This is a genomic window from Flavobacterium marginilacus, from assembly GCF_026870155.1.
GTDB classification, from domain to species: Bacteria; Bacteroidota; Bacteroidia; order Flavobacteriales; family Flavobacteriaceae; genus Flavobacterium; species Flavobacterium marginilacus.
Genome location: NZ_CP113975.1, coordinates 802,771 through 824,051 on the forward strand (window position 1 = coordinate 802,771; position 21,281 = coordinate 824,051).

The 21,281-nt window shown below is 34.6% G+C and carries 22 protein-coding genes; 13 read left to right on the forward strand and 9 right to left on the reverse strand.

The genetic code is table 11. From position 1 onward, the window contains the following. Positions 1-287: 287 nt before the first annotated feature. Positions 288-1,442, forward strand: coding sequence for a Gfo/Idh/MocA family protein (locus OZP07_RS03375; protein WP_281637288.1), 1,155 nt, complete (start codon positions 288-290; stop codon positions 1,440-1,442). 217 nt (positions 1,443-1,659) lie between these two features. Here OZP07_RS03375 and OZP07_RS03380 read toward each other — a convergent pair whose 3' ends face one another. The 6 genes from OZP07_RS03380 to OZP07_RS03405 form a co-directional block, all read right to left on the reverse strand. Further along, positions 1,660-2,382, reverse strand: a complete 723-nt coding sequence (locus OZP07_RS03380; protein ID WP_281637289.1) for a phytanoyl-CoA dioxygenase family protein — start codon at positions 2,380-2,382, stop codon at positions 1,660-1,662. Positions 2,383-2,430: 48 nt separating this feature from the next. After that, a complete protein-coding gene (locus OZP07_RS03385) occupies positions 2,431-2,952 on the reverse strand; it encodes a GNAT family N-acetyltransferase (RefSeq protein ID WP_281637290.1) in 522 nt (173 codons plus the stop codon). 42 nt (positions 2,953-2,994) lie between these two features. Continuing rightward, on the reverse strand, positions 2,995-3,405 hold the full coding sequence (locus tag OZP07_RS03390) for a hypothetical protein (RefSeq protein WP_281637291.1): 411 nt from the start codon (positions 3,403-3,405) through the stop codon (positions 2,995-2,997). A gap of 103 nt (positions 3,406-3,508) precedes the next feature. Beyond that, the gene (locus OZP07_RS03395; RefSeq protein WP_281637292.1) at positions 3,509-3,964 is read right to left on the reverse strand and encodes a hypothetical protein; all 456 of its coding nucleotides are present in this window, start codon (positions 3,962-3,964) and stop codon (positions 3,509-3,511) included. 168 nt (positions 3,965-4,132) lie between these two features. Next, positions 4,133-4,744: a hypothetical protein gene (locus tag OZP07_RS03400; protein WP_281637293.1), complete on the reverse strand. Its 612-nt coding sequence runs from the start codon at positions 4,742-4,744 to the stop codon at positions 4,133-4,135. A gap of 300 nt (positions 4,745-5,044) precedes the next feature. Beyond that, entirely contained in the window at positions 5,045-5,908 is an 864-nt protein-coding gene (locus OZP07_RS03405) for an energy transducer TonB (protein ID WP_281637294.1), read from the reverse strand. A gap of 358 nt (positions 5,909-6,266) precedes the next feature. Between OZP07_RS03405 and OZP07_RS03410 the strand changes: the two genes are divergently transcribed. Beyond that, positions 6,267-8,987, forward strand: coding sequence for a family 78 glycoside hydrolase catalytic domain (locus tag OZP07_RS03410; RefSeq protein WP_281637295.1), 2,721 nt, complete (start codon positions 6,267-6,269; stop codon positions 8,985-8,987). 57 nt (positions 8,988-9,044) lie between these two features. Beyond that, positions 9,045-10,460: a family 43 glycosylhydrolase gene (locus OZP07_RS03415; protein WP_281637296.1), complete on the forward strand. Its 1,416-nt coding sequence runs from the start codon at positions 9,045-9,047 to the stop codon at positions 10,458-10,460. A 59-nt stretch (positions 10,461-10,519) separates the two neighbouring features. Here OZP07_RS03415 and OZP07_RS03420 read toward each other — a convergent pair whose 3' ends face one another. The 3 genes from OZP07_RS03420 to OZP07_RS03430 all read right to left on the reverse strand — a co-directional run bounded on the left by OZP07_RS03420 (position 10,520) and on the right by OZP07_RS03430 (position 13,967). Next, positions 10,520-11,746 (reverse strand): Glu/Leu/Phe/Val dehydrogenase dimerization domain-containing protein, encoded by a 1,227-nt coding sequence (locus OZP07_RS03420; RefSeq protein WP_281637297.1) that lies wholly within the window; start codon positions 11,744-11,746, stop codon positions 10,520-10,522. Between the two features lie 304 nt (positions 11,747-12,050). Then, positions 12,051-12,635 (reverse strand): chalcone isomerase family protein, encoded by a 585-nt coding sequence (locus tag OZP07_RS03425; RefSeq protein ID WP_194639767.1) that lies wholly within the window; start codon positions 12,633-12,635, stop codon positions 12,051-12,053. A 246-nt stretch (positions 12,636-12,881) separates the two neighbouring features. Beyond that, entirely contained in the window at positions 12,882-13,967 is a 1,086-nt protein-coding gene (locus OZP07_RS03430; RefSeq protein WP_281637298.1) for an anhydro-N-acetylmuramic acid kinase, read from the reverse strand. A 97-nt stretch (positions 13,968-14,064) separates the two neighbouring features. On the opposite strand from OZP07_RS03430, the gene OZP07_RS03435 reads away from it, so the two are divergent. The 10 genes from OZP07_RS03435 (at position 14,065) to OZP07_RS03480 (ending at position 21,250) form a co-directional block, all read left to right on the forward strand. Further along, complete coding sequence (locus OZP07_RS03435) at positions 14,065-15,204, forward strand: acyl-CoA dehydrogenase family protein (protein WP_281637299.1); 1,140 nt, start codon at positions 14,065-14,067, stop codon at positions 15,202-15,204. 174 nt (positions 15,205-15,378) lie between these two features. After that, a complete protein-coding gene (locus OZP07_RS03440; RefSeq protein WP_281637300.1) occupies positions 15,379-16,056 on the forward strand; it encodes a Crp/Fnr family transcriptional regulator in 678 nt (225 codons plus the stop codon). Between the two features lie 278 nt (positions 16,057-16,334). After that, positions 16,335-16,871 carry a carboxymuconolactone decarboxylase family protein gene (locus tag OZP07_RS03445; protein ID WP_281637301.1) on the forward strand — a complete coding sequence of 179 codons (537 nt, stop codon included), beginning with the start codon at positions 16,335-16,337 and terminating at the stop codon, positions 16,869-16,871. 279 nt (positions 16,872-17,150) lie between these two features. Next, positions 17,151-17,564 (forward strand): nuclear transport factor 2 family protein, encoded by a 414-nt coding sequence (locus OZP07_RS03450; protein WP_281227943.1) that lies wholly within the window; start codon positions 17,151-17,153, stop codon positions 17,562-17,564. An 8-nt stretch (positions 17,565-17,572) separates the two neighbouring features. Further along, positions 17,573-18,202, forward strand: a complete 630-nt coding sequence (locus tag OZP07_RS03455; protein WP_281637302.1) for a pyridoxamine 5'-phosphate oxidase family protein — start codon at positions 17,573-17,575, stop codon at positions 18,200-18,202. A 22-nt stretch (positions 18,203-18,224) separates the two neighbouring features. Beyond that, positions 18,225-19,106, forward strand: coding sequence for a helix-turn-helix domain-containing protein (locus OZP07_RS03460; protein ID WP_281637303.1), 882 nt, complete (start codon positions 18,225-18,227; stop codon positions 19,104-19,106). A gap of 98 nt (positions 19,107-19,204) precedes the next feature. Further along, positions 19,205-19,666, forward strand: a complete 462-nt coding sequence (locus tag OZP07_RS03465) for a YHS domain-containing (seleno)protein (protein ID WP_281637304.1) — start codon at positions 19,205-19,207, stop codon at positions 19,664-19,666. A 6-nt stretch (positions 19,667-19,672) separates the two neighbouring features. Then, positions 19,673-20,062 carry a DoxX family protein gene (locus OZP07_RS03470; RefSeq protein WP_194639779.1) on the forward strand — a complete coding sequence of 130 codons (390 nt, stop codon included), beginning with the start codon at positions 19,673-19,675 and terminating at the stop codon, positions 20,060-20,062. 1 nt (position 20,063) lies between these two features. Next, a complete protein-coding gene (locus OZP07_RS03475; protein ID WP_281637305.1) occupies positions 20,064-20,552 on the forward strand; it encodes a DinB family protein in 489 nt (162 codons plus the stop codon). Further along, a complete protein-coding gene (locus OZP07_RS03480; protein WP_281637306.1) occupies positions 20,540-21,250 on the forward strand; it encodes an NRDE family protein in 711 nt (236 codons plus the stop codon). The genes OZP07_RS03475 and OZP07_RS03480 overlap by 13 nt, the downstream gene beginning before the upstream one ends. Positions 21,251-21,281 lie beyond the last annotated feature (31 nt).

A 21,281-nucleotide genomic window follows, 5' to 3' on the forward strand; every position in this document is an offset into this window, starting at 1 on the left:
CTTCGGTAACTTGCTTCTATCTCTCACGCGGAATGCTGCAAAATGAGATATTTGTCTATCCTAACAGGTTTTTTTAACCTGTTAGGTATTATTGTTTTTTAGAAGCAAAATGGGTTTTTGATACCTAACAGGTCTTGGAGACCTGTTAGGATTTCTTGTACATAAACAGGTCAGCACAAGGAACAAAGCAAAAGCTTGCATAGTAGTATTTCAAAAAAAAAGAAAAGCGTAACATTTTAAAAAAGAGTATACTAATAAATTCAAGAACGAACTTAAAAGTATATTTTATGAAAAACATTTCACGACGCACGTTTGTTAATAAATTTGGTTTGGGTGTTGGAGCAGCTGCTGTTATGACAACACTTCCTTCTTACATAACTTCATCAGAAAAGACTGAGAAACCATATACTGGGAAGAAGTTAAATATAGCGCTTTGCGGTTTAGGAAATTACGCAGGTATGTTAGCCGCAGGAATTGAAGCTTCCGAGTACTGCAATTTATCGGGAATAGTAACTGGCACACCTGAAAAAGCGGTAAAGTGGAAGAAACAGTATAATATTCCCGAAAAGAACATTTATAATTATCAGAATTTCGATGAGATTGTCAATAATAAAGATATAGATTTAGTTTATGTTGTTTTACCAAGCGGTCTGCACAAAGAATTTGTAATCCGTTCTGCAAAAGCAGGCAAAAATGTAATTACAGAAAAACCAATGGCAGTTTCTCCTGCCGATTGTGAAGAAATGATAAAAGCCTGCAATGATAATAATGTTCAATTGGCTATTGGTTATCGCCTGCATTATGAGCCAACACATTTGGAAATTAAAAGATTAGGACAAGAAAAAGTTTTTGGACAAGTGCGGTTTATAGAAGCATCGCTAGGTTATAAAACATATGACACTCTAGATAAAAAAACAATTGTTGATAAGAATAACCGAAGTGAATGGAGACTGAATAAGAAATTAGGCGGAGGCGCTTTAATGGATTTAGGGATTTATTGTATTCAGGCGAGCCGTTACGTTTTAGGTGAAGAACCCATTGCGGTTACTGCACAATTTGGTCCGGTGAACAATAAAGACAGGTTTTCGGAGACCGAGGAAAGCATTTCCTGGCAGATGGAATTTCCGAGCGGTGCTGTAGCAAACTGCAATACTTCCTGCGGTTACTATATTGACAGGTTTTATGCATCGGCAGATGAGGGCAGTTTTGAATTAAGCCCCGCATTGAGTTATGGACCTTTTGTTGGCAGAACATCAGAAAAGGAATTGAAATTTCCTGTAATAAATCAGCAGAAAACACAATTGGATGAAATTTGTAAAGTATTGTTAGAAAATAAAAAACTGCCTGATCATATCACAGGAGAAGAAGGATTAAAGGATATAAAAATTATTAATGCAGTTTATAAAGCAGCAGAAACAGGAAAGAAAATTTTCTTGAAATAAAAGAATATGACAATCCTTAACTAGTACCAAACTGATCGAATTAGACATAGATTAAAAAGATTTACACAGATTTTTTAAAAAAATAGTACTGAAATCTGTGAGAATCTGTGTAATCAATGGCGAAAAAAACACATGGTATTATTTGCGGACAGTCATATAAAAGAAAATAGTTTTCTGTATAAAAAACTTACGTGGTAATCGTCTGCAGTTTGTCAAGTCAGTTTAAGTTTATCCGTTCTGCCCATTTAAGTTCTTTCGGCAATTCAGTGTTTGAAAATTCAATATGTATAACTCGTCTTTTTCTGTTGTTAGTTGTTCTGTTTGAACTGTGTAATGTCAATGGTTTCATCAGCATTAATCCGCCTTGTTTTACAGAGCAGGCAGTTTCTGTTTCAATGTCCCAATTAATTGTCTCGGGTCTGTAAATTTTCTTTAGATGTGATTTAGGCACAACCCGCAAAGCGCCATTATTTTCGTCTGTGTCGTCAAGGTGAATTCTAATGGTTGTTATGTTTTCTAAAATCTCTGTTGGCGGCTGAACTGCAAATTGATTTTGTTTAGTTGTCCAAGGGCCAAAGCTGTTAAGTTCAATTTTTTTATCAACTGAAATTGTTAAGTCTTGATGATAAGAAACATACCAATTGGAAGTTTCAGGTTTGTTAAAATAGATGCTTTTGACCACAAAAAAATTGCTGCCTAAAATCTGTTCGATAATAGTTTTTAATTTGTCATTAAAAATTAGGTCAGTTATCTGTGGCAGTTCTTTTAGAAATTGTCTGATAGCAAATAAATCGGATGATTTTCTAAATGTATCTTTTGAAGTATCAGCAGTGTTAATAGCTGTCAGGATACTGTTTACTTCATCAATAGAATATATATCGTTAATAACAGAAAATCCGTTGTCTAAAAGTTCTTGTTTATGTTTTGCCGTGTCGTTCATATTGCTGCTAGTTAATCTTCTTTGTGTACGAAATAAATCTTCGCATATTTATTTAAATTTGATTAATCTAAATGAAATCAGATTTGGATTTTCAGGGTTAATGCTTTCCAAATTTTTGAAATTTAATTTTTGCAGAAGGGTTGTTGAACTTTTGTTGTCTTTGTGTGTTGATGCATCTATTGTTTTTATTCCAAGTGTATCGGCTGCATATTGAATAACGTTCCTTGCGGCTTCAGCCATTATTCCCTGTCCTTGGTATTCGGTTCTTAGTTCGTATCCGATTTCGCATTTCGCCGTATCATCTTCGAAGTCAAACAGACAGATTGTACCAATTAGTTTTTCGTCGCCAGTTTTTGTAACCGCCCAATAAAAAGTATCGTCATTTTCAATAATAATTTTGATGAAGTGCAAAGCATCGTTTAATGTTCTGCTTGGTTTCCTGTTGAAAAATTTATTTATTTCGTCGTCAGAGCGCAACAGTAAAATTTCTGCAGTATCATCAATTGAAAGCTGCCGGAGCGTTAGCCTTTCAGTTATTAATATTGGGAAATTTTGGAGACCTTTATTCATTTTGTTTCAGATGGATTTTAGTTTGATAGCTGTTAGCAGAGGTTATTTTTGCTTTCTCTGAATAATTTCTTTTTTTATAGAATCATTCTGTTTTTCTGTATTCTGTTCTTTTTTAAGAATTTCATTTTCATTAATTGTATCATTTTCAATAGCCGGTTCTCCATCTATTGCTGCTTTTCCCATACAGCTTGATAAAGTAAAAAGAATACTCAGGGAAAACAATGCCGCTTTTTTAATGGGTTTGATTCTAATTCGGCTGATTCGATTTCTCAGATTAGAATATCTGATATTGTTTCCGGTTTCAACTTGATTAGCTTTAAAATGCCCGCAGACACTTTCGTTGCCTGAATTTTCAACCAAATATTTTCGAATTTCGAGATTCTCCATTTTTCTAAAATCAACAACTGTTTTATTGCAGGAATTACAGAATTTACCATTTTTATCTGGTGTCATTGAATTCCAATTTTGATTACAGGGTTTAGGAATATTTATTTTATTCTCCATTTTATTTTAAATTGTTGCTTAGAAAAGCTTTTAAGGAAATTGCATTTTTTACTCAGTTAGCTTCTGTTTTTTCAGCTTCAGAATATAATAAACTCTTTGGCAAAAGGTCATTTTGAAAATATTTAATGTCTGCCGTTGTCCAAAAATTAAAGTTTATTAGTCCCATTGATCCATTATCAAACCAATTCTCATCTCTGTCTTGAATCTGCAATATCCATTTATATGCTTTGTTCTTTTTTGAAAACACTTTTAACCTTGTAATACCTGTTAAACCGAAAAGAAGTTGGTTTAGCATTTCATTAGTTTGATATTCTGTAAAGTCATAGTGCCAATGAAAAGCTCCAAAGTGAAGTGTGCTTTCACGTTGATTTGTCTGCAGCAAAATATTAAAACCCTTTTCGTTTCTACAAAATATTTCAAGTTCATATTCATTTTTTTTGTAGTATTTAATATCAGGATATCTATTTAGTTTTTCAACAATTGTGTCTTTACTATTTTGTTCCGTCATTTGTTTGTTGTGTACTTTTAAAATGCTCTATAACGTTTCGCTTGCTACAAGAGATTTAGGATTAAATTATGCTTTATTTTCGGATTTACCTAAGCACCTAAATACAAGACTATTTTTAAATTAAGCCAATTGCCCAAATTTATTGTAGCAAGTGTTGGCAGATCACTTCTATTTTTCAGGTTTGTAATCATATTCTTCGAATAAATTAACAAGCTTTACTAATTTAATTTCAATATCTTTTAAAGAGTTTTCATCAAATTCTTTCCTTTTTATTTTTAAAACAAATACCCTAAAAATGAAATTTTCAAAATTTAATTCTTTGAGTTTTTTTTCAAAATATTTTAGTTTAGCATTTTCTATATCTTTATTTATTGCGCATATATAAAAAGCGATTTCCTTATATTCAAATTTTATTTCAACTTCAAAACTCTTTATATTTTTAGACAATATTTTTGTTGCAAAAAAACATTTTGAGTCTTGATTCATTAATTTTTCCGAATAGCCAAAACTATTTTCATTTTTATCAGTTTTTGCTATTATAAATTTTTTATAATATCGTTTTTCATTCTCCCAATGTAAATATGCAGTAAGAAGAATCAATATTGGAAATAGAAATCCTGCAATCATCAAGATTAGAAGCAATAAATTAATGCTCGGAAATTGGTTTTGATTGAACTTTGCTAAAATCAAAAAGATTGAATAAACAGATAAACATAAAATTGAAGTAATTTTAAAAGCAAATGGTAATTTAGGTTTGTTCAGTTCTAAAAATTCTTTCATATTTCTATTTTCTTCTTTTGGTTGAAGTGTCTGCCAACTTGTATATTTAAGCAACAACCTTTCACATATCTATCCAAATTTAGATAAATGTACAAATATTTGTTTCAGATTATTGATGAGGTATTCAAAAAAAATGCGTTTTTTCTGAAAAATAAAATCAGTAAACTAACTCCGATGGAGAGATATCTCCGATCAAGAAAAACAAGACTTTCTTGCCGAAGTTTTTCTTGATCGAGAATTGTAGTTGTACAGCGGAATTGCTGTTGAAAATGCACAAAAGCTGTGCTCCTGATCGTAGGATTAATTCAAACTGAAGTTATAAATAATTTTTCCAACTTGTTTTATTGGGGCATTGCTGTCAGATTCCCATTTGGTATTCATTGCAGCAATTCGAGCCTGATCTAAAAGACAGCTTGCCGTATTAGTTGTTCCTTTTACTCCTGGTGTTGCACTTATGGTTTTTCCGTTTTGATCAACAGAAATTTCCACAACCACCTTTCCGGATTCGTTGCAGGTATATTTTGGAGCGGGTTTGGATAGCGCTTTTCTGTTACCAAGCGAGTAACCGGAACCGCCTCCAGTACCTCCGCCAGAACCGCCTCCGCTTCCAGGACCGTAACCGCTGCCATTGCCAATACCGTTTCCTGTTCCGTTACCGCCACCTGTTCCTCCGCCGGAACCTCCCGTGCCATAGTAGCCGGTTGCGGTCAGACTTCCGTTGGATTTTCCTTTGTTGCCGGCAGTATTATCGTTGCCGTCACCTCCTTTTTTGGAACCTTTTAGTATGCTGGATAAGGCATCATTCGTAGAATTGGATACTTTTGGTTTTACGGCTTCGGGTTTAGGAGTTTCCTTGACAACCACTTCGGTTTTTTTAGGTTTCTCTTTCTGCGGAATTACGACACTTTCTTCGGTGGTATTTTCTTGTGATAAAATGGATTCCTGAGGCGTGCTTTTTGCAGGAGTCTGTTTGGCTTCATTTTGAACATTCAAAGCCTCACTTTTTGTGTCTCTGCCTGATCCCAAATCGCTGTCGCCAAAATTTATTGTAACGCCTCCGCCTCCTCCGCCAGCAAGTGCTGCATTGTTTTCCGGATTATATGGTGGCCAAAAGCGTAAAAAAAACATTAATAAAAGCAGCATGCCAAAAATAATACTTGACATAATCAAAGATTTTTTCTTATCAGATAGGGAAGAGTTTAAGATAAAACCAAAAAGCAGTCCAAAAAAAAGGAATGTTAGACGACTAATGTTTCTTGATGCAGTGCTCATTATTTATTATTATGGTATTAGAACGCTGAAAAGTACTAAAAATTGTCAAGAATAAAAAATGAGCTAAGTGTAAAAGATGTGAATTGAGAAGAGCTGGTGATAAAAAATCAGTTAAAGTATTTTAAAGAAACTGTCTGCGTTCAATCAGGATACTCAAAAAAAAAGACTTTCATAAATTTGTGAAGCTGTCATAAAAGTGAACTCTTTTTTTAAAGCAAATTTTATTTTAACCAAATCATAACCACCATTGATGAAGCAGATAAAACAATTTTTAATTTTAGCACTTTTTGTTCTTTCGTTTATTAAAATTACAGCAGCAAATCCAAATGCACCTTTTAACTTACGCAGTTTTGACAAACAAAATCCTATTGGTACAAATGATAAGCCTTATTTTGGGTGGTATGTAAGCGATACGGATAAAAACGAAATACAATCGGCTTATCAGATTATTGTTTCTTCCAGTCTCGCTAATCTTAAAGCTGACAGAGGAGATGTCTGGGATAGTAAAAAGACCAGTTCCAGAAAACAAAACTATATTTATTTAGAAAAAGCGGCTCTTAAAGCTGCTACTGCTTATTATTGGAAAGTCCGCAGCTGGGATAAAGACGGAAATGTGAGTGCGTATTCAAATCCTGCTAGTTTTACAACAGGTTTGTTGAATGACAAAGATTGGAAAGCTGCACAATGGATTAAAAGAGATTCAAAAGACAACGATGATTTTACTTATTTCAGAAAAAAAGTGAGTCTTCCCAATAAAACAATTAAGAAAGCGATCGTTTACCTTTCTGCCTGTCACAGTTATGAATTATATGTGAATGGGCAATTTGTTGGCAAAGGATTCAATAATCACTATCCGCAATACAGTTATTACAATGCCTGGGATGTTACTGCATTATTAAAAAAGAATACTGAAAACCTGCTGGCATGTCTCACGCACTGGTACGGAGGCGGGCAGGGGCGTGCAGCGGCAAGCCGAGGCATGATTCTAAAAACGATTATCGAATATAGTGATGGCACACAGACGATTATTGGGTCTGATAAATCCTGGAAACAGACGCAGGCTGCGCAATGGCTTCTTGGCCAGCCGCAACGAGGCGGTGAGGGAGTAGGAAGAGTAGAATCGGTTGACAGCCGAAAAAGTATTGCTGGATGGAATACCGCAAAACTGGATGATTCCAATTGGAGCAGCGCAGTAGAAATTGGCGCACAGCCTACTGCTCCTTGGACAGGTATTTTACCATCCGATTTAACAAGAGTTATTGAAAAAGAAATCAAACCTAAAAGCATACAAAATTTAGGAAATGGAAAATATATTATTGATTTAGGCAAAATATACGCCGGCAGTTTCAAGATAAATTTTAAGGAACGTTTCCCAGAAGATACAATCAAAATGCTAGGAGGATTTGCTCTGGTTGATGACGGAACGGTTTCACCAAAGTTTAACCAATCTACTAATCTGGCCTTTAAATACATTCCGAGCGGCAGTAATTCTGTTTTTAATCCGAATGTTTATTTTGGAATGCGCTACTTACAGGTTGATAATGCACCAAATGAACTGAATCAAAGCAATGTCAGTTTTATCAGCCGTCATTTCGAATTGGATTCTTCTCGTTCTTCATTTGAAACATCGAATGAAATGCTGAATAAAACGTGGGAGTTAATGAAGCATACTTTAATTCTGGGGGCACAGGAAGATTTTGTTGATACGCCGACAAGAGAAAAAGGAGGTTTTTTATTGGACAGCTGGTCACAGGCCGTTCCTTGTATGAGTGTAATGTATGATCGTACGATGAATATGCGTACGCTAAACGAATTTTTAGAATCTCAGGATCAGTATTGGCCTGACGGACGATTAAATGCCGTGTATCCAAATGTTGACGGCGGAAGGGATATTCCCGATTTTACTCAGGCTTATCTTCTGTGGGTTTGGGATTATTATATGCAGACTTCTAATATTGAATTTTTAAAGTCCAATTATTCCCGATTGAAAAAAATAGCCGATTATGTTGATGCTTATAAAAATGAAAGTACAGGATTAATCCATCAGTTAAAAGGCGGAAAAGGGCCTTATGAATTTGGAATTATTGACTGGCCTGCAACCATGCGCTATGGCTACGACATGACTGCAGATTCCAGAACGGTTATTGATGCTTATGCTTATGAGGATTTCAATATTCTCTCAAAAATTGCCGAAGTCGTTGGTAATTCTGCAGATAAAGCACTTTATGCAGAGAAAACCGAAGCTGTTAAAAAAGCAATTAACACAAATCTTATTAATCAGGATGGTGTCTATATTGATGGAATTCACAATGATAAAAGTGTGAGTACTCATGTCTCACAGCATGCAAACATTCTTCCTTATGCGTTAAATATTGTACCCGAAACAAATAAAAAGCAAGTTATAGAAGAAATCAAAAAACAAAAAATGAATATCGGAATGGTTTGTCTGCGCTGGCTGCCGGAATCAATTGGACAGGCTGATGAAGGAGCACATCTGGTTGATTTATATACTAATCCTGAATGGGAAGGCTGGGCAAAAACCATTACAAAGGGAGCTACTGCAACCTGGGAATCCTGGGATGCAGATACAACTGGCCAAAGTATGTCGCATCCATGGGGAGCGGTAGGTCTGCTGGCTATGCAGAATTATATTTTAGGAATAAAAGCCTTAAGCCCGCAGCATGAAAAAATCCAGATAAAACCACTTTGGTTCGGTGACAAACTAACGTATGCCAAAGGAATTTATCCAACGGATAAAGGAGATGTCAAAGCTGACTGGAATTACACAAATAATAATTATCGTTTAAAAATAACTGTTCCTGTCAATTGTACTGCAAAAGTGTACGTGCCAAAATGCGGTAAAAAAGGAACTGCAGTTAAATTGGATAACAGAGAAGTAGCGGCTGTCGAGGAAGGAAATTATCTTTATTTGGACAACATTGGTTCGGGAGAACATTCTTTTGAAAGATAATTTGTTTTTGAAACAAAAAATCGTTTTTTGGTCTTTAAAGAAATGCAGTTTTAAAATATGAATTATAAAATTAAATCAATTCTGTCACTATTCTTTTTAGGAATTTATATAGCTGGAAATGCGCAGGAGAAAGAAAAAATAAATGCCATTTATTCGGGTGTTCCCTGGTATGATGAAAAAGGAAATGTCGTAAGTGCTCATGGTGCCGGACTTATAAAAGATAACGGCCGGTTTTATTTTTTTGGCGAATACAAAAGCGATACAGTTATCGATTTTACAGGTTTTAGCTGTTATTCTTCTTCGGATTTATACAATTGGAAATTTGAGAAAATTGTCCTTCCTGTTCAAGGATCCGGAAAATTAGGGCCAGGCCACATTGGCGAAAGACCCAAAGTGATGAAATGTCCAAAAACAGGCGAGTATATCATGTATATGCATACCGATGACCTGAAGTATAAAGATCAGTGTGTGGGTTATGCTACGTCAAAGACGATCAATGGTATTTATACTTTTCAGGGGCCTTTACTTTTTAACGGAGAACCCATCAAAAAGTGGGATATGGGTACTTTTCAGGATACTGACGGAAGTGGCTACGTTATAACGCATTCTGGTAATTTATATAAACTTAGTGATGATTACAAAAGTGTTACGGAACAGATTGTGAAAGACATGACTAAGCATTGTGAAGCTCCAGTTATTTTCAAAAAAGACAGCATCTATTTTTGGCTGGGTTCTTCTCTGACTTCATGGGAACGAAATGATAATTATTATTTTACGTCAAATTCCTTAAAAGGACCGTGGAAAGCTCATGAGAATTTCGCACCCAAAAATTCATTAACATGGAATTCGCAGTCAACATTTGTATTTCCTGTTGTTGGTTCAAAAGGGACTACCTACTTGTTTGGCGGAGACCGCTGGGCTTTTCCGCGTCAAAAATCGGCGGCGACTTATGTTTGGCAGCCTTTATTGGTAAAAAACGATTCGATTTCTTTGCCTGATTATAAGGAAAATTGGCAGATCAATACCACAACCGGAGAGTGGTCTGATTTAGCTCTGAAAGGGACAATTATTCAAAATTCAGAAACTGATAAAATAAAGTATTCTGATAACTGGAAGAAACAGTCATCGGCAGATTCTTTTTCAGATAACAGTTCTGATGTCAAAGGAGCTTCTTTCTCGGTAAATTTTGACGGAACTCAAATTGGACTTTATGGTACAGCCCGTCCAAACGGCGGTTATGCTCAAATAGAAATTCAGAATCATAATGGAAAAAGAATTCAGTCGAATCTAATTGAAATGTACTGCAAATATCCCGAATCATCTTTAAAATATTTAAGTCCTGTATTGAAAAAAGGCAGTTATAAACTTATTGTAACCGTTGTAGGGGAACATGGCAACTGGTATAAAAAAGACGGAACAGGATTTGGCAGTACAGGAAATTTTGTTTCTTTAGATAAAATAATCGTTAAATGAAAAACGAATCAAACCGATTTAAATCTAGCTTGATCCGTTTAGAAGAAAGTAAAAAAAAATTATACTAATTGTTTCAGTGCAATTTCAAAAGCGGTTGCACTGATATTTGTTTTGGATGGATTCAAAGCATGTGTTTTTTCAATGGCATTTTTGATGATTTCAGAAGTGTCATGAAAAATAGCTTCGTCTGTCATCTGTACTTTCTTTTCCATGAAATAAGCAAAAACACGAGCCATACCGCAATTGGAAATAAAATCAGGAATCAAGCTTACCTTATGATCCACTTCTTCCATTATCGGACCAAAGAAAATTGCCGCGTCGGCAAAAGGAACATTCGCACCACAGGAAATTACTTCGAGTCCGTTGGCAATTAAACTATCTATCTGACTTTGTGCAACTAATCTTGACGCTGCACAAGGAGTGAAAATTTCGGCACCAATGTTCCATATTTTTTGATTGATTTCTTCAAACGGAATCATATTCTCGGCTACTAATTTGTTTCCGTCTTTGGCAAGGAATAAAGCTTTTATTTCTTCAAAAGTAAAACCTTCTTCATTGATTAATCCGCCGTCCCGGTCAATAATTCCGATGATTTTGGCTCCCATTTCGGCTAGGTAAAATGCAGCGGCTGATCCTACATTTCCAAAACCCTGTACAATGGCTTTCTTTCCAGCTACAGTTCCGCCATAGGTATTGTAAAAATGACGTACCGCTTCGGCGACTCCGTATCCGGTAATCATATCAGCTATTGTATATTTTCGGGTAACATCGGGCGAGAATTTTGGGTTTTCTATTACTTTGATCACACCTTGGCGTAATTGCCCGATTCTATTGATTTTATCGGCTTCGGTAGGTTTAAAGTGTCCGTTAAAAACACCTTCCTGAGGATGCCAGACACCACATTCTTCTGTCATGGGAATAACTTCGTGAATTTCGTCTACATTTAAATCACCGCCTGTTCCGTAATAACTTTTTAATAAAGGAGAAACTGCTTTGTACCAGCGCTGTAAAACGCCTTTTTTGCGGGGATCATTCGGGTCAAAATTTATCCCGGATTTTGCTCCGCCAATGGCTGGGCCAGAAACCGAAAATTTTACTTCCATGGTTTTTGCCAAAGACAAAACCTCATTCATGTCAAGTCCTTTTCTCATACGGGTTCCTCCGCCTGCGGCACCGCCCCGAAGAGAGTTTATTACTGTCCAGCCTTCGGCTTCTGTTTCAGAATCTTTCCAGTTGAAAATGATTTCAGGAGCTTTATTTTCGAATTTATTTAACAAATCTTTCATTGGGTGTGATATATTTATTTTTGGCAAATATATAAAAGGTTTTATGAGAAAGATATAGTTGTGTATTTTTTTTGAATTTGAATTACCAGCATAAAAAAAGTGCTTTTCTATTTGTTAAATAGATTGAAAAGCACTTTTTGTATTCGGGGCAATTTGAACTAATAATAGGAAACCAGCTGTTTTTTAAAATAAAATGAGCACGACATTATTGGTATGGCAACCAACTTCAATCAATGCTCATTTTGTAGATGTGGTATTAAATCTGTGGTATTAAACTGTTTCAGGAATAATGATATTTTCAGTATTAGATGCCTAATAAACTGTTTTTTAATTCTTCATCGACTGGTTTGTCTCCCAACCATATGCCGAAAAATACTTTTTTGAAATCAAATCCAGGAATTTTTCCCTTAAGTTCACCATTTTTTATAATCCAGATAGAAGTGTCTGCAGGAGAATAGGTTAGTTCGTAAACATCTCCTTTGGTAATGTCGTCAGCTAGGAAACCTTTGAGTAATTCCATTCTTGGTTTAAAAGATTCGAATGTATCACCAGCAGATTTTTCAAATCCTGCATTTATCGCCCGAGTTAATTTACCTGATGAAACTAAAGCTGAGGTAATTTCAATCCGGATTGACATCACTGTATTGTCATTGATAATTTCTTTAGGGTTTTGGGACAACTGGCTTAAATATAAAGCCTGAATATAAACTTCTACCCACATTTTGGATCTGGATCCTGCACCATTCAGCTGTAAAGTCTTGTTTTCAAAACTCATTGTTCTTGGGATAGTTACTCCTTCAAACACAATTTGTTTCTGAGCGATAGCTTCTGATGAAAACAGGGCACAAATAATAAGAGTTAGCGCTAATACTATTTTTTTAGCAGTCATAAATTTTTTTATTTTTGCGCAAAATTAATGCTAAATTGTTATTAATGATGCCTTAAGGGGGTGTTATTTTGTTAAATATGCATATTATAACGTTGTAGTTGGTTATTTTTCATAAAAACATAAGTTGTTAGTAAATAAAGACTTACACCTAAAGTAAGAAAATATTTATTTTTTAAGCTCTTGCAAAAATAGATCTGAAAGGAAAATTGTTATAAAAAATGATGGAGCAGATAAAACAGCTATTTTTTAACAGCTGTAAATTATTCCAGAGCTATGATCATGTAGGGCTCCAGTGACACTTTGAAGTGCATTTACTTCTTCTCTCATTTTTAAGACACCCAATAATCCAAAAATTAGGGCTTCTTTGAATTCTAAAATTTTTGCCGACGGTATAATTATTTGCATTTCGGGAAGATGAAATTGGATTCTTTCAATCAGGAAGTCATTATAGGCACCGCCGCCAGTAATCAGCATACTTCTTTTTTGGTTCTTTTGGGTTTCAAAATTTTCTAAAGCCAATGCTATTTGAATAGAGACATGCTCTGTAAATGTATGCAGTTTATCTTCAATAGAAATAGAATAACGTTCAATCATTGGAAGAATAATTTCCTTTACGAATTCAAATCCCAATGATTTTGGAGGCGGTGTTTTGTAAAAATCCAGTGAATTCAATTCATTTAATAGATCAGGATTGCATTGACCGGTTCTAGAAATTTTACCTTTATCATCATAATCGAATCCTAATTGACTGGCATAAAAATTAAGCACGGTATTTACGGCAGAAATATCAAAAGCAATTCGGATGTTATTCTTTTCAAAAGACACATTCGAAAATCCTCCTAAATTCATGCAGTAATCGTATTCATGAAATAAGATACGGTCACCAATAGGAACTAAAGGTGCGCCTTGTCCTCCCAATTGAACATCCTGAACTCTAAAATCGCAGACTACTTTTTGCTGCACTAATTGCGCAATTTCAGGCAGATTGCCAATTTGAAGTGTAAAACCGTTTTGTGGCTGATGCAGAATAGTATGCCCATGAGAGCAGACTGCATCTAAATTTTCAAGAGCGTGTCTGCTTATAAAATTTGTAATGATTGAAGCGAGCAGCTGTGTATAATTTTTATTTAGCTCCTCAAGCTGAATTTCGGAATAATCAACAGCTGTTTTTAGAATGGAAATCCAATTCAAATCATAGGAAATAGTCTCGCATTCCAGAATTTCAAATGCCCATTTTTCATTTTTTATATGGAATTGAATATGAGCCAAATCGACCCCATCCAGCGAAGTTCCTGACATCACTCCTATAACGTTGTAGTAATCTTTTTTCATAGGTCAAATTTACGATTCAAAATTTAAAATTTCATAATTAAAAAATTACCTTTGATAATATTTTTTTAACAAAAACCACACTTTATTTTATATTATTATGAATTTTAATCTAACCGAAGAACAATTAATGATACAGCAGGCAGCGCGGGATTTTGCTCAGGCTGAGCTGCTGGAAGGAGTGATAGAACGAGACGAACACTCCAAATTCCCTGCTGAGCAGGTCAAAAAAATGGCAGAACTTGGGTTTTTAGGAATGATGGTTGATCCAAAATACGGAGGTTCGGGATTGGATAACGTTTCATACGTTTTGGCAATGACCGAAATTGCCAAAGTAGATGCTTCAGCAGCTGTTATTATGTCTGTGAATAATTCTTTGGTTTGCGCCGGATTAGAAAAATATTGTAATGAAGAGCAGAAGATGAAATATCTTGTACCGCTTGCCAAAGGAGAGGTGATTGGAGCATTTTGCCTGTCTGAACCCGAAGCGGGATCGGATGCAACTTCGCAAAAAACAACTGCAATCGATAAAGGAGATTATTATTTGCTGAATGGAACCAAAAACTGGATTACTAACGGCGGGACAGCTTCTACTTATATCGTAATTGCACAAACGGATATTGAAAAAGGACACAAAGGAATCAATGCTTTTATTGTAGAAAAAGGATGGGCTGGATTTGACATTGGTCCAAAAGAAAAGAAAATGGGTATCCGCGGTTCCGACACGCATTCTTTATTATTTAATGATGTAAAAGTGCCTAAAGAAAACAGAATCGGTGCTGATGGTTTTGGATTTAATTTTGCCATGGCAGTTTTAAACGGAGGCCGTATTGGTATTGCTTCGCAGGCTTTGGGAATTGCAACCGGCGCTTATGAACTGGCTTTGAAATATTCACAGGAGCGAAAATCTTTTGGTAAAGAAATTTTCAAACACCAGGCAATAGCTTTTAAATTAGCAGATATGGCGACCCAGATTTCGGCAGCGAGATTATTGTGTCTGAATGCGGCGACTCAAAAAGATGAAGGAAAAGACATTTCGCAATCGGGAGCGATGGCCAAATTATTTGCTTCACAAACGGCTATGGATACGACTATCGAAGCGGTGCAGATTCACGGAGGAAACGGTTATGTGGCCGAATATCACGTAGAACGCATGATGCGCGATGCCAAAATCACTCAGATTTATGAAGGAACTTCCGAAATTCAGCGTATCGTAATTTCGAGAACTTTAATAGCATAAATGTTTTAAAATAGCTTCTAAGTTACTAAGAAGCTTAGTTACTTAGTAACTCAGAGACTAATAAATAAATCCAAACTTGAATTTCGAGTTTGGATTTTTTATTTTATAATGTGTTTTTTGAAATGTGACTTTGTTTATTTTTACATTAAATTAGTAAATCACTTATAAGTAGTTATGTACGAAGAATTAAAATATTGGTACCTTCGGGATCACAAGCTGTTTTGGACATTGAGTATGTCACAAATCAGACAGTTGTGCATTATTACAGGTTTTAAAAAAGCCAAAAAAGGAGATATTATCTATTTTTCTTCCTCAGATGTGCCCAGAGTTTTTCTGCTTAAAAAAGGGAATATCAAAATCGTTGCTGTCGATGAAGATGGAAATGAAACTATCAAAGACATTATTCAAAAAGGAGATTTGTTTGGTGAATTGACATTGGAAAACGATGTGAATTCCAATGAATATGCAAAAGCACTAACACATGAAATCATTATCTGCAGTTTCCTATTATCTGATTTTGAAAATTTATTACTTCAAAATCCTAGTCTGGCGTTGTCTTATACCAAGTTTGTAGGATTGAAAATGAAACGGATTAAAAACAGTTATGCTAATTTAATTTCGAAAGATGCCAAAACCAGACTGCATCAATTCCTAAAAGACTGGGCTGAGAGAGAAGGCAGGCGAACCGATAATAGAGTTATTCTTGAAAATTATCTCACTCAAAATGATATGGCGCAGATTATTTGTACTTCCAGACAGACAGCCACTCAATTGCTAAATGAGATGGAAACCAATGGTTTATTGCATTATAATCGCAAAGAAATTATTATTGAAGATATTACTAAATTGTAATTTTTGTTTTATAGGACTTCCTTAACTAATACCAAACAGATCGAATAAGCAACAGATTTTAAAAAAAATAGTAATGAAATCTGTGAGAATCTGTGTAATCAGTGGCGAAAATAACACATGGTATTATTTGCGGACAGTCATATTCTTTTAAATTAGCGGGCTCATTTTCATGAAGGAAAATTGTCCATCACCTTGCGCTTATTGTCCATTTTATAAATTTTAAAGCTGTCGCATCTTTGTAATGTCAATAATGACAAGCAATTTTAAAAATAAATAAAATGACAACTACAACATTTTCAGTTCCAGCAAGATCAGAAGTTTCAGAAAACAATCAGGCAATTTTTGACAATCTGCAAAAAGCATTAGGATTTGTTCCAAATTTATATGCTGTGATTGCAAATTCAAAAAATGGTTTAGAAAAATACTTAGCCTATCAAAATGCTAAAACATCTTTAAACAATAAAGAAAAAGAAGCCGTAAATTTAATCGTAAGCCAAGTTAATAACTGTGTTTATTGCGTGAGCGCCCACACTGTTATTGGAAAAATGAATGGTTTTACAGACGAGCAAATACTCGACATTCGAAAAGGAAAAGCTGCTGATGCAAAATTGAATGCATTAGTACAGCTTGCTGGCGAAATTACTAAAACAAGAGGAGAAGCTAATTCGGATTTAGTGGATGCTTTTTTTGCTCAAGGTTTTACGAATGAGAATTTAGTGGATTTGATACTTTTAATAAGTGATAAAACGGCGATGAATTATTTGCACAATTTGACAAAAGTGCCAGTTGATTTTCCTTTGGCACCATCTTTATAATTTGTAATTTTAAAAAAGGTAAAAAGCGATAACCATTTCAATATAAGTTGGTTTGCATTGTATTTTAATACCGCATTTTGTATAACTCATAAAATTTATTAAACACATAGAAACATAGATTCTGTTTTTAAAAAGAATTCAAAAAGAAATGGATTTCTTTCACATAGATAACTATGTGGATTTAAAAAAAGTGAAACGCCTATTTTTAAGCTTACAAAATCTATGTTTCTATGTGTTAAAAATAATTGCATTCAAACAATTGAAATAAACTTAATTATCATGGAACAAAAACATCCACTTCCTCCATTCAATATGGAAACTGCTTTGCAAAAAGTACAGTTAGCCGAAGATGCGTGGAATAGCAAAGACCCGGAACGTGTTGCTTTGGCTTATACTGTTGATACAGAATGGCGCAATCGAACCGATTTTATTAATGGACGTGAAGCCGTAAAAGAATTCCTAAAAGGCAAATGGGAAAAGGAACTCGATTATAAACTGAAAAAAGAATTATGGGGCTTTCGCGAAAATCGAATGGCAGTTCGTTTTGAATATGAATATAGAAATGCTGATGGCCAATGGTTTCGCGCCTACGGAAATGAAAATTGGGAGTTTGATGAAAATGGCTTGATGCGCAAACGTTTTGCAAGTATCAATGACTTACCAATAGAAGAGAAAGACAGAAAATTTAAATAATTTTAGTCATGGCTAAAAATTTTGCAGAAATAGCATTTTCGGATGCTGCCAAAGCGTTACAGGAAGAACATGGTAGCCGAAAAGGGTATGAACGAATGGAAAAGTTCAATATCATTGATGGCTTATCCGAAAATGAAATGGGTTTTATAGCCAATCGGGATAGTTTTTATTTGGCATCTATTGGCGAAAAAAACTATCCTTATATTCAGCATCGTGGCGGACCCAAAGGTTTTGTGAAAGTCTTGGACAAAAACACAATTGGTTTCATCGATTTTTCGGGAAACAAACAATACATATCTGTTGGGAATTTTGCAACCAACAATAATGTAGCATTAATTATGGTGGATTATCCAGCAAGAGCGAGATTGAAAATTTTGGCCAAAGCCGAAATAATTGAACTCAAAGACAATCCCAAATTATTAGCTAAACTCGATTTGGGTGAGTATAAGTTTCATCCAGAGCGCATGATACTTTTTCATATAGAAGCTTTTGATTGGAATTGCCCGCAGCACATCACACCAAGTTTTACTGTGGAAGAAATACAGCGGGCTTTCGAACCAAAGTTTGCCCATATTCAAAAATTAGAAGAAGAAATAGAAAATCTTAAAAACAAATTAAAAGAAGCAGGTTTAAGCTAAATTTGTTTATAAAAATTATAATATGATAAATCAATCCGCCTTTACTTTAGTCAATCCTCAAAACGGAAATCTTGCTTTCAAAATTTTTTCTTTTGAAAGCAATGCTTGTTTCGATCATATTCAGCGATTGAATTATTATTCATTAATTTGGGTTCAAAAAGGAAAAGGCAAAGTAAAAGTTGATTTCTCTGAATATGATTTTACAGAAAATCAATTGTTGGCTTTTGCACCTTATCAGCCGTTTATGCTATCACCAGATGATCTATTTGAAGGGAAAGTGATTCATTTTCATCCTGATTTTTTTTGCATCATGAAACACCATGATGAGGTAGCTTGTAATGGGGTTTTATTCAATAATATTTATGAACCGCCGTATGTAATGGTTGATGAAATGGCTGGAGCTACATTCAATATGGTTTTGGAACAAATGAAAATTGAAATGCAAAATCCGGCAATGGCACAATATGAGTTGCTGATATCGTATTTAAAAATTTTTCTCATTACAGCTTCTCGATTAAAAAAAGAACAACAAGCTGTTGCAACTTCTGTAATAGATGAAAAATCGGCGCCATTTGTCCTTCAAAATTTAAGAAATTTCATTGAGCAAAATTTCAAAACCAAACATTCTGCCAGCGATTATGCCGAATTGCTGAATATTTCTCCAAAAGCTTTAGCTAAAATTACCAAAAATCACTTCAATAAAACACTGACGAATTTAATTGCAGAACGTATCATTATCGAAGCCAAGCGTGAATTGTATTTAACGAACAAGGCGGTAAAGGAAATTGCCTATGAGCTTGGGTACGAAGATGAGCATTATTTTAGCCGTTTCTTCAAAACCAATGCTGAGGTTTCTCCTCAAACCTACCGTGACACTGTTGGTTTTGCCAGAGCAGTCAGTTAATTTTTCGAAATTTTACCTCCAATGTAAAGTACCCGACATTTTGCCTTTTTTTACTGTTTTAAATTTGTATTGTAGAAATATATAAATAAAAGGTTATCATGAAAAGAGTCATAATATTAATGTTGGTTGTCTTTGCATTCTCGGCAACATTTGCTCAAAGTGCAGGCAAAAAAATATCCGAATATAATTTGGAAAATAAAGCAGCCATTCAAGGCTATGATCCCGTGTCTTATTTTAAACAAAATAAAGCTGTAAAAGGGAAAAAAGAAATTTCAGCTTCATACGAGGGTATTATTTATCAATTTTCTTCTGCATCAAATAAAGAAATTTTCTCAAAAAATCCTGCTTCTTTCGAACCACAATATGGAGGTTGGTGCGCCTATGCAATGGGAAGCGCCGGAGAGAAAGTCGAAATTAATCCTGAAACATTCAAAATCATTGACGGAAAATTGTATCTGTTTTATAATGCCTTTTTCAATAATACTTTAAAAAGTTGGAATAAGGACGAAAACAACCTGAAAGCAAAAGCGGATGCTAATTGGAAAAAAATTATAAAATAAGAGATCATGAAAACATCAATTTTAATTTGGATAGTGCGTTTAACGGCAGCAGTTATTTTGCTACAAACGCTTTATTTTAAATTTTCCGGAGCTGAAGAAAGTGTTTATATTTTCTCCACTTTAGGAATGGAACCATACGGAAGAATTGGATCAGGAATTACAGAATTAATTGCGGCTATTTTAATTCTGATTCCCCGAACAACTTTGTTAGGTGCTTTGATGGGAGCCGGTGTTATGCTTGGAGCTATTTTTTCGCATCTTTTTGTATTGGGAATCGAAGTAAAAAATGATGGGGGAGAGTTGTTCATTTTGGCAATAATTACCTTTCTTTGTTGTATTGCGCTGATTTATTGGAATAAAAGTAAAATACCTAATCTGTTTAAATTAAAATTGTAGTATGCTGATTTCATCCATAAATAATAGTTTAAACGAATTGATTGGTCTTCTCAATCAATTGCAAGAAAAAGAATATTCAGAATCTTGTTTCGAATTAAGTGGTGCAAGCATTGGGGAACATACACGGCATATAGTAGAAATGTTTCAGTGTTTGATTCTGAATTATAATTCAGGAATTGTGAATTATGATAAAAGAGAACGAAACGTATTGATACAGACCAATATTGATTTTGCAGTTCAAATTATTTCAGATATCAAAAATAATATCGCAAAAGAAAACAAAAATCTAGAATTACAGCAAATCATAGATGGTGCTGCTGTCAAAATTCAAAGTAATTATTATCGGGAATTGCTGTATAATTTAGAACATTGTATCCATCATCAGGCATTGATAAAAGTGGCGGTTTTGCAATATAAAAATATAACAGTTGATGAAAATTTTGGAGTAGCCCGTTCTACAATTGAATACAGGAAACAATGTGCACAGTAAGTTTTGTTAGTTACAATGATACAATTATCATTACCTCAAATCGTGATGAAAAAATAATCAGACCGAGTGCAATCCCTCCGAAGAACTATTTTTTAAATGGAAAAAATATTATTTATCCTAAAGATCCCAAAGCTGGAGGAACTTGGTATGCAGTTGATGAGAATGGAACGGTTGTAGTCTTATTAAACGGAGCCGATGAAAAGCACGACGTTAAATTGCCTTATCGAAAAAGCCGAGGTTTAATTGTTCTCGAAATGATTAGCAGTGCTTCGCCAAAGGATTTTTGGCACGAAATTGATTTAGATAATATCGAGCCTTTTACCTTAGTTTTATTTCAGGATAAACAGCTTTTTCAGTTGCGCTGGAATGGAATTGAAAAAGCAGCTGTAGATTTGGAGATTGATAAAAATTATATCTGGTCTTCATCTACTTTATATTCTAAAGAAATCCGAGAACAGAGGGCAAGTTGGTTTTATACTTTTTTAGCTAATAATCCAGTAATTACTGAAGATAAAATGCTTCATTTTCATCGGTATACCGAAAGGGATGACAAGGAACACGGTTTGATTATCAATAGAAATAATGAAATGAAAACCTTGAGTATTACCCAGTCAGTTATTGAGAAAAATAAAGTGATAATTAATCATTTGGATCTGATAACAGCAAAAGAATATTCCAAAACATTCATAGCTATTTGATATCATAATCCTCCTGATTTTTACTTTTGCC

What these genes read in the sequence shown, in the direction of transcription:
- OZP07_RS03375 (WP_281637288.1), top strand. Translation starts at nt 288, where the DNA reads ATGAAAAACATTTCACGACGCACGTTTGTTAATAAATTTGGTTTGGGT.
- OZP07_RS03480 (WP_281637306.1), top strand. Translation starts at nt 20,540, where the DNA reads ATGTGCACAGTAAGTTTTGTTAGTTACAATGATACAATTATCATTACC.
- OZP07_RS03430 (WP_281637298.1), bottom strand. Translation starts at nt 13,967, where the DNA reads ATGAAAAAAGATTACTACAACGTTATAGGAGTGATGTCAGGAACTTCG.
- OZP07_RS03455 (WP_281637302.1), top strand. Translation starts at nt 17,573, where the DNA reads ATGGCTAAAAATTTTGCAGAAATAGCATTTTCGGATGCTGCCAAAGCG.
- OZP07_RS03420 (WP_281637297.1), bottom strand. Translation starts at nt 11,746, where the DNA reads ATGAAAGATTTGTTAAATAAATTCGAAAATAAAGCTCCTGAAATCATT.
- OZP07_RS03400 (WP_281637293.1), bottom strand. Translation starts at nt 4,744, where the DNA reads ATGAAAGAATTTTTAGAACTGAACAAACCTAAATTACCATTTGCTTTT.
- OZP07_RS03415 (WP_281637296.1), top strand. Translation starts at nt 9,045, where the DNA reads ATGAATTATAAAATTAAATCAATTCTGTCACTATTCTTTTTAGGAATT.
- OZP07_RS03475 (WP_281637305.1), top strand. Translation starts at nt 20,064, where the DNA reads ATGCTGATTTCATCCATAAATAATAGTTTAAACGAATTGATTGGTCTT.
- OZP07_RS03460 (WP_281637303.1), top strand. Translation starts at nt 18,225, where the DNA reads ATGATAAATCAATCCGCCTTTACTTTAGTCAATCCTCAAAACGGAAAT.
- OZP07_RS03450 (WP_281227943.1), top strand. Translation starts at nt 17,151, where the DNA reads ATGGAACAAAAACATCCACTTCCTCCATTCAATATGGAAACTGCTTTG.
- OZP07_RS03440 (WP_281637300.1), top strand. Translation starts at nt 15,379, where the DNA reads ATGTACGAAGAATTAAAATATTGGTACCTTCGGGATCACAAGCTGTTT.
- OZP07_RS03390 (WP_281637291.1), bottom strand. Translation starts at nt 3,405, where the DNA reads ATGACACCAGATAAAAATGGTAAATTCTGTAATTCCTGCAATAAAACA.
- OZP07_RS03425 (WP_194639767.1), bottom strand. Translation starts at nt 12,635, where the DNA reads ATGACTGCTAAAAAAATAGTATTAGCGCTAACTCTTATTATTTGTGCC.
- OZP07_RS03470 (WP_194639779.1), top strand. Translation starts at nt 19,673, where the DNA reads ATGAAAACATCAATTTTAATTTGGATAGTGCGTTTAACGGCAGCAGTT.
- OZP07_RS03395 (WP_281637292.1), bottom strand. Translation starts at nt 3,964, where the DNA reads ATGACGGAACAAAATAGTAAAGACACAATTGTTGAAAAACTAAATAGA.
- OZP07_RS03435 (WP_281637299.1), top strand. Translation starts at nt 14,065, where the DNA reads ATGAATTTTAATCTAACCGAAGAACAATTAATGATACAGCAGGCAGCG.
- OZP07_RS03445 (WP_281637301.1), top strand. Translation starts at nt 16,335, where the DNA reads ATGACAACTACAACATTTTCAGTTCCAGCAAGATCAGAAGTTTCAGAA.
- OZP07_RS03405 (WP_281637294.1), bottom strand. Translation starts at nt 5,908, where the DNA reads ATGTCAAGTATTATTTTTGGCATGCTGCTTTTATTAATGTTTTTTTTA.
- OZP07_RS03385 (WP_281637290.1), bottom strand. Translation starts at nt 2,952, where the DNA reads ATGAATAAAGGTCTCCAAAATTTCCCAATATTAATAACTGAAAGGCTA.
- OZP07_RS03380 (WP_281637289.1), bottom strand. Translation starts at nt 2,382, where the DNA reads ATGAACGACACGGCAAAACATAAACAAGAACTTTTAGACAACGGATTT.
- OZP07_RS03410 (WP_281637295.1), top strand. Translation starts at nt 6,267, where the DNA reads ATGAAGCAGATAAAACAATTTTTAATTTTAGCACTTTTTGTTCTTTCG.
- OZP07_RS03465 (WP_281637304.1), top strand. Translation starts at nt 19,205, where the DNA reads ATGAAAAGAGTCATAATATTAATGTTGGTTGTCTTTGCATTCTCGGCA.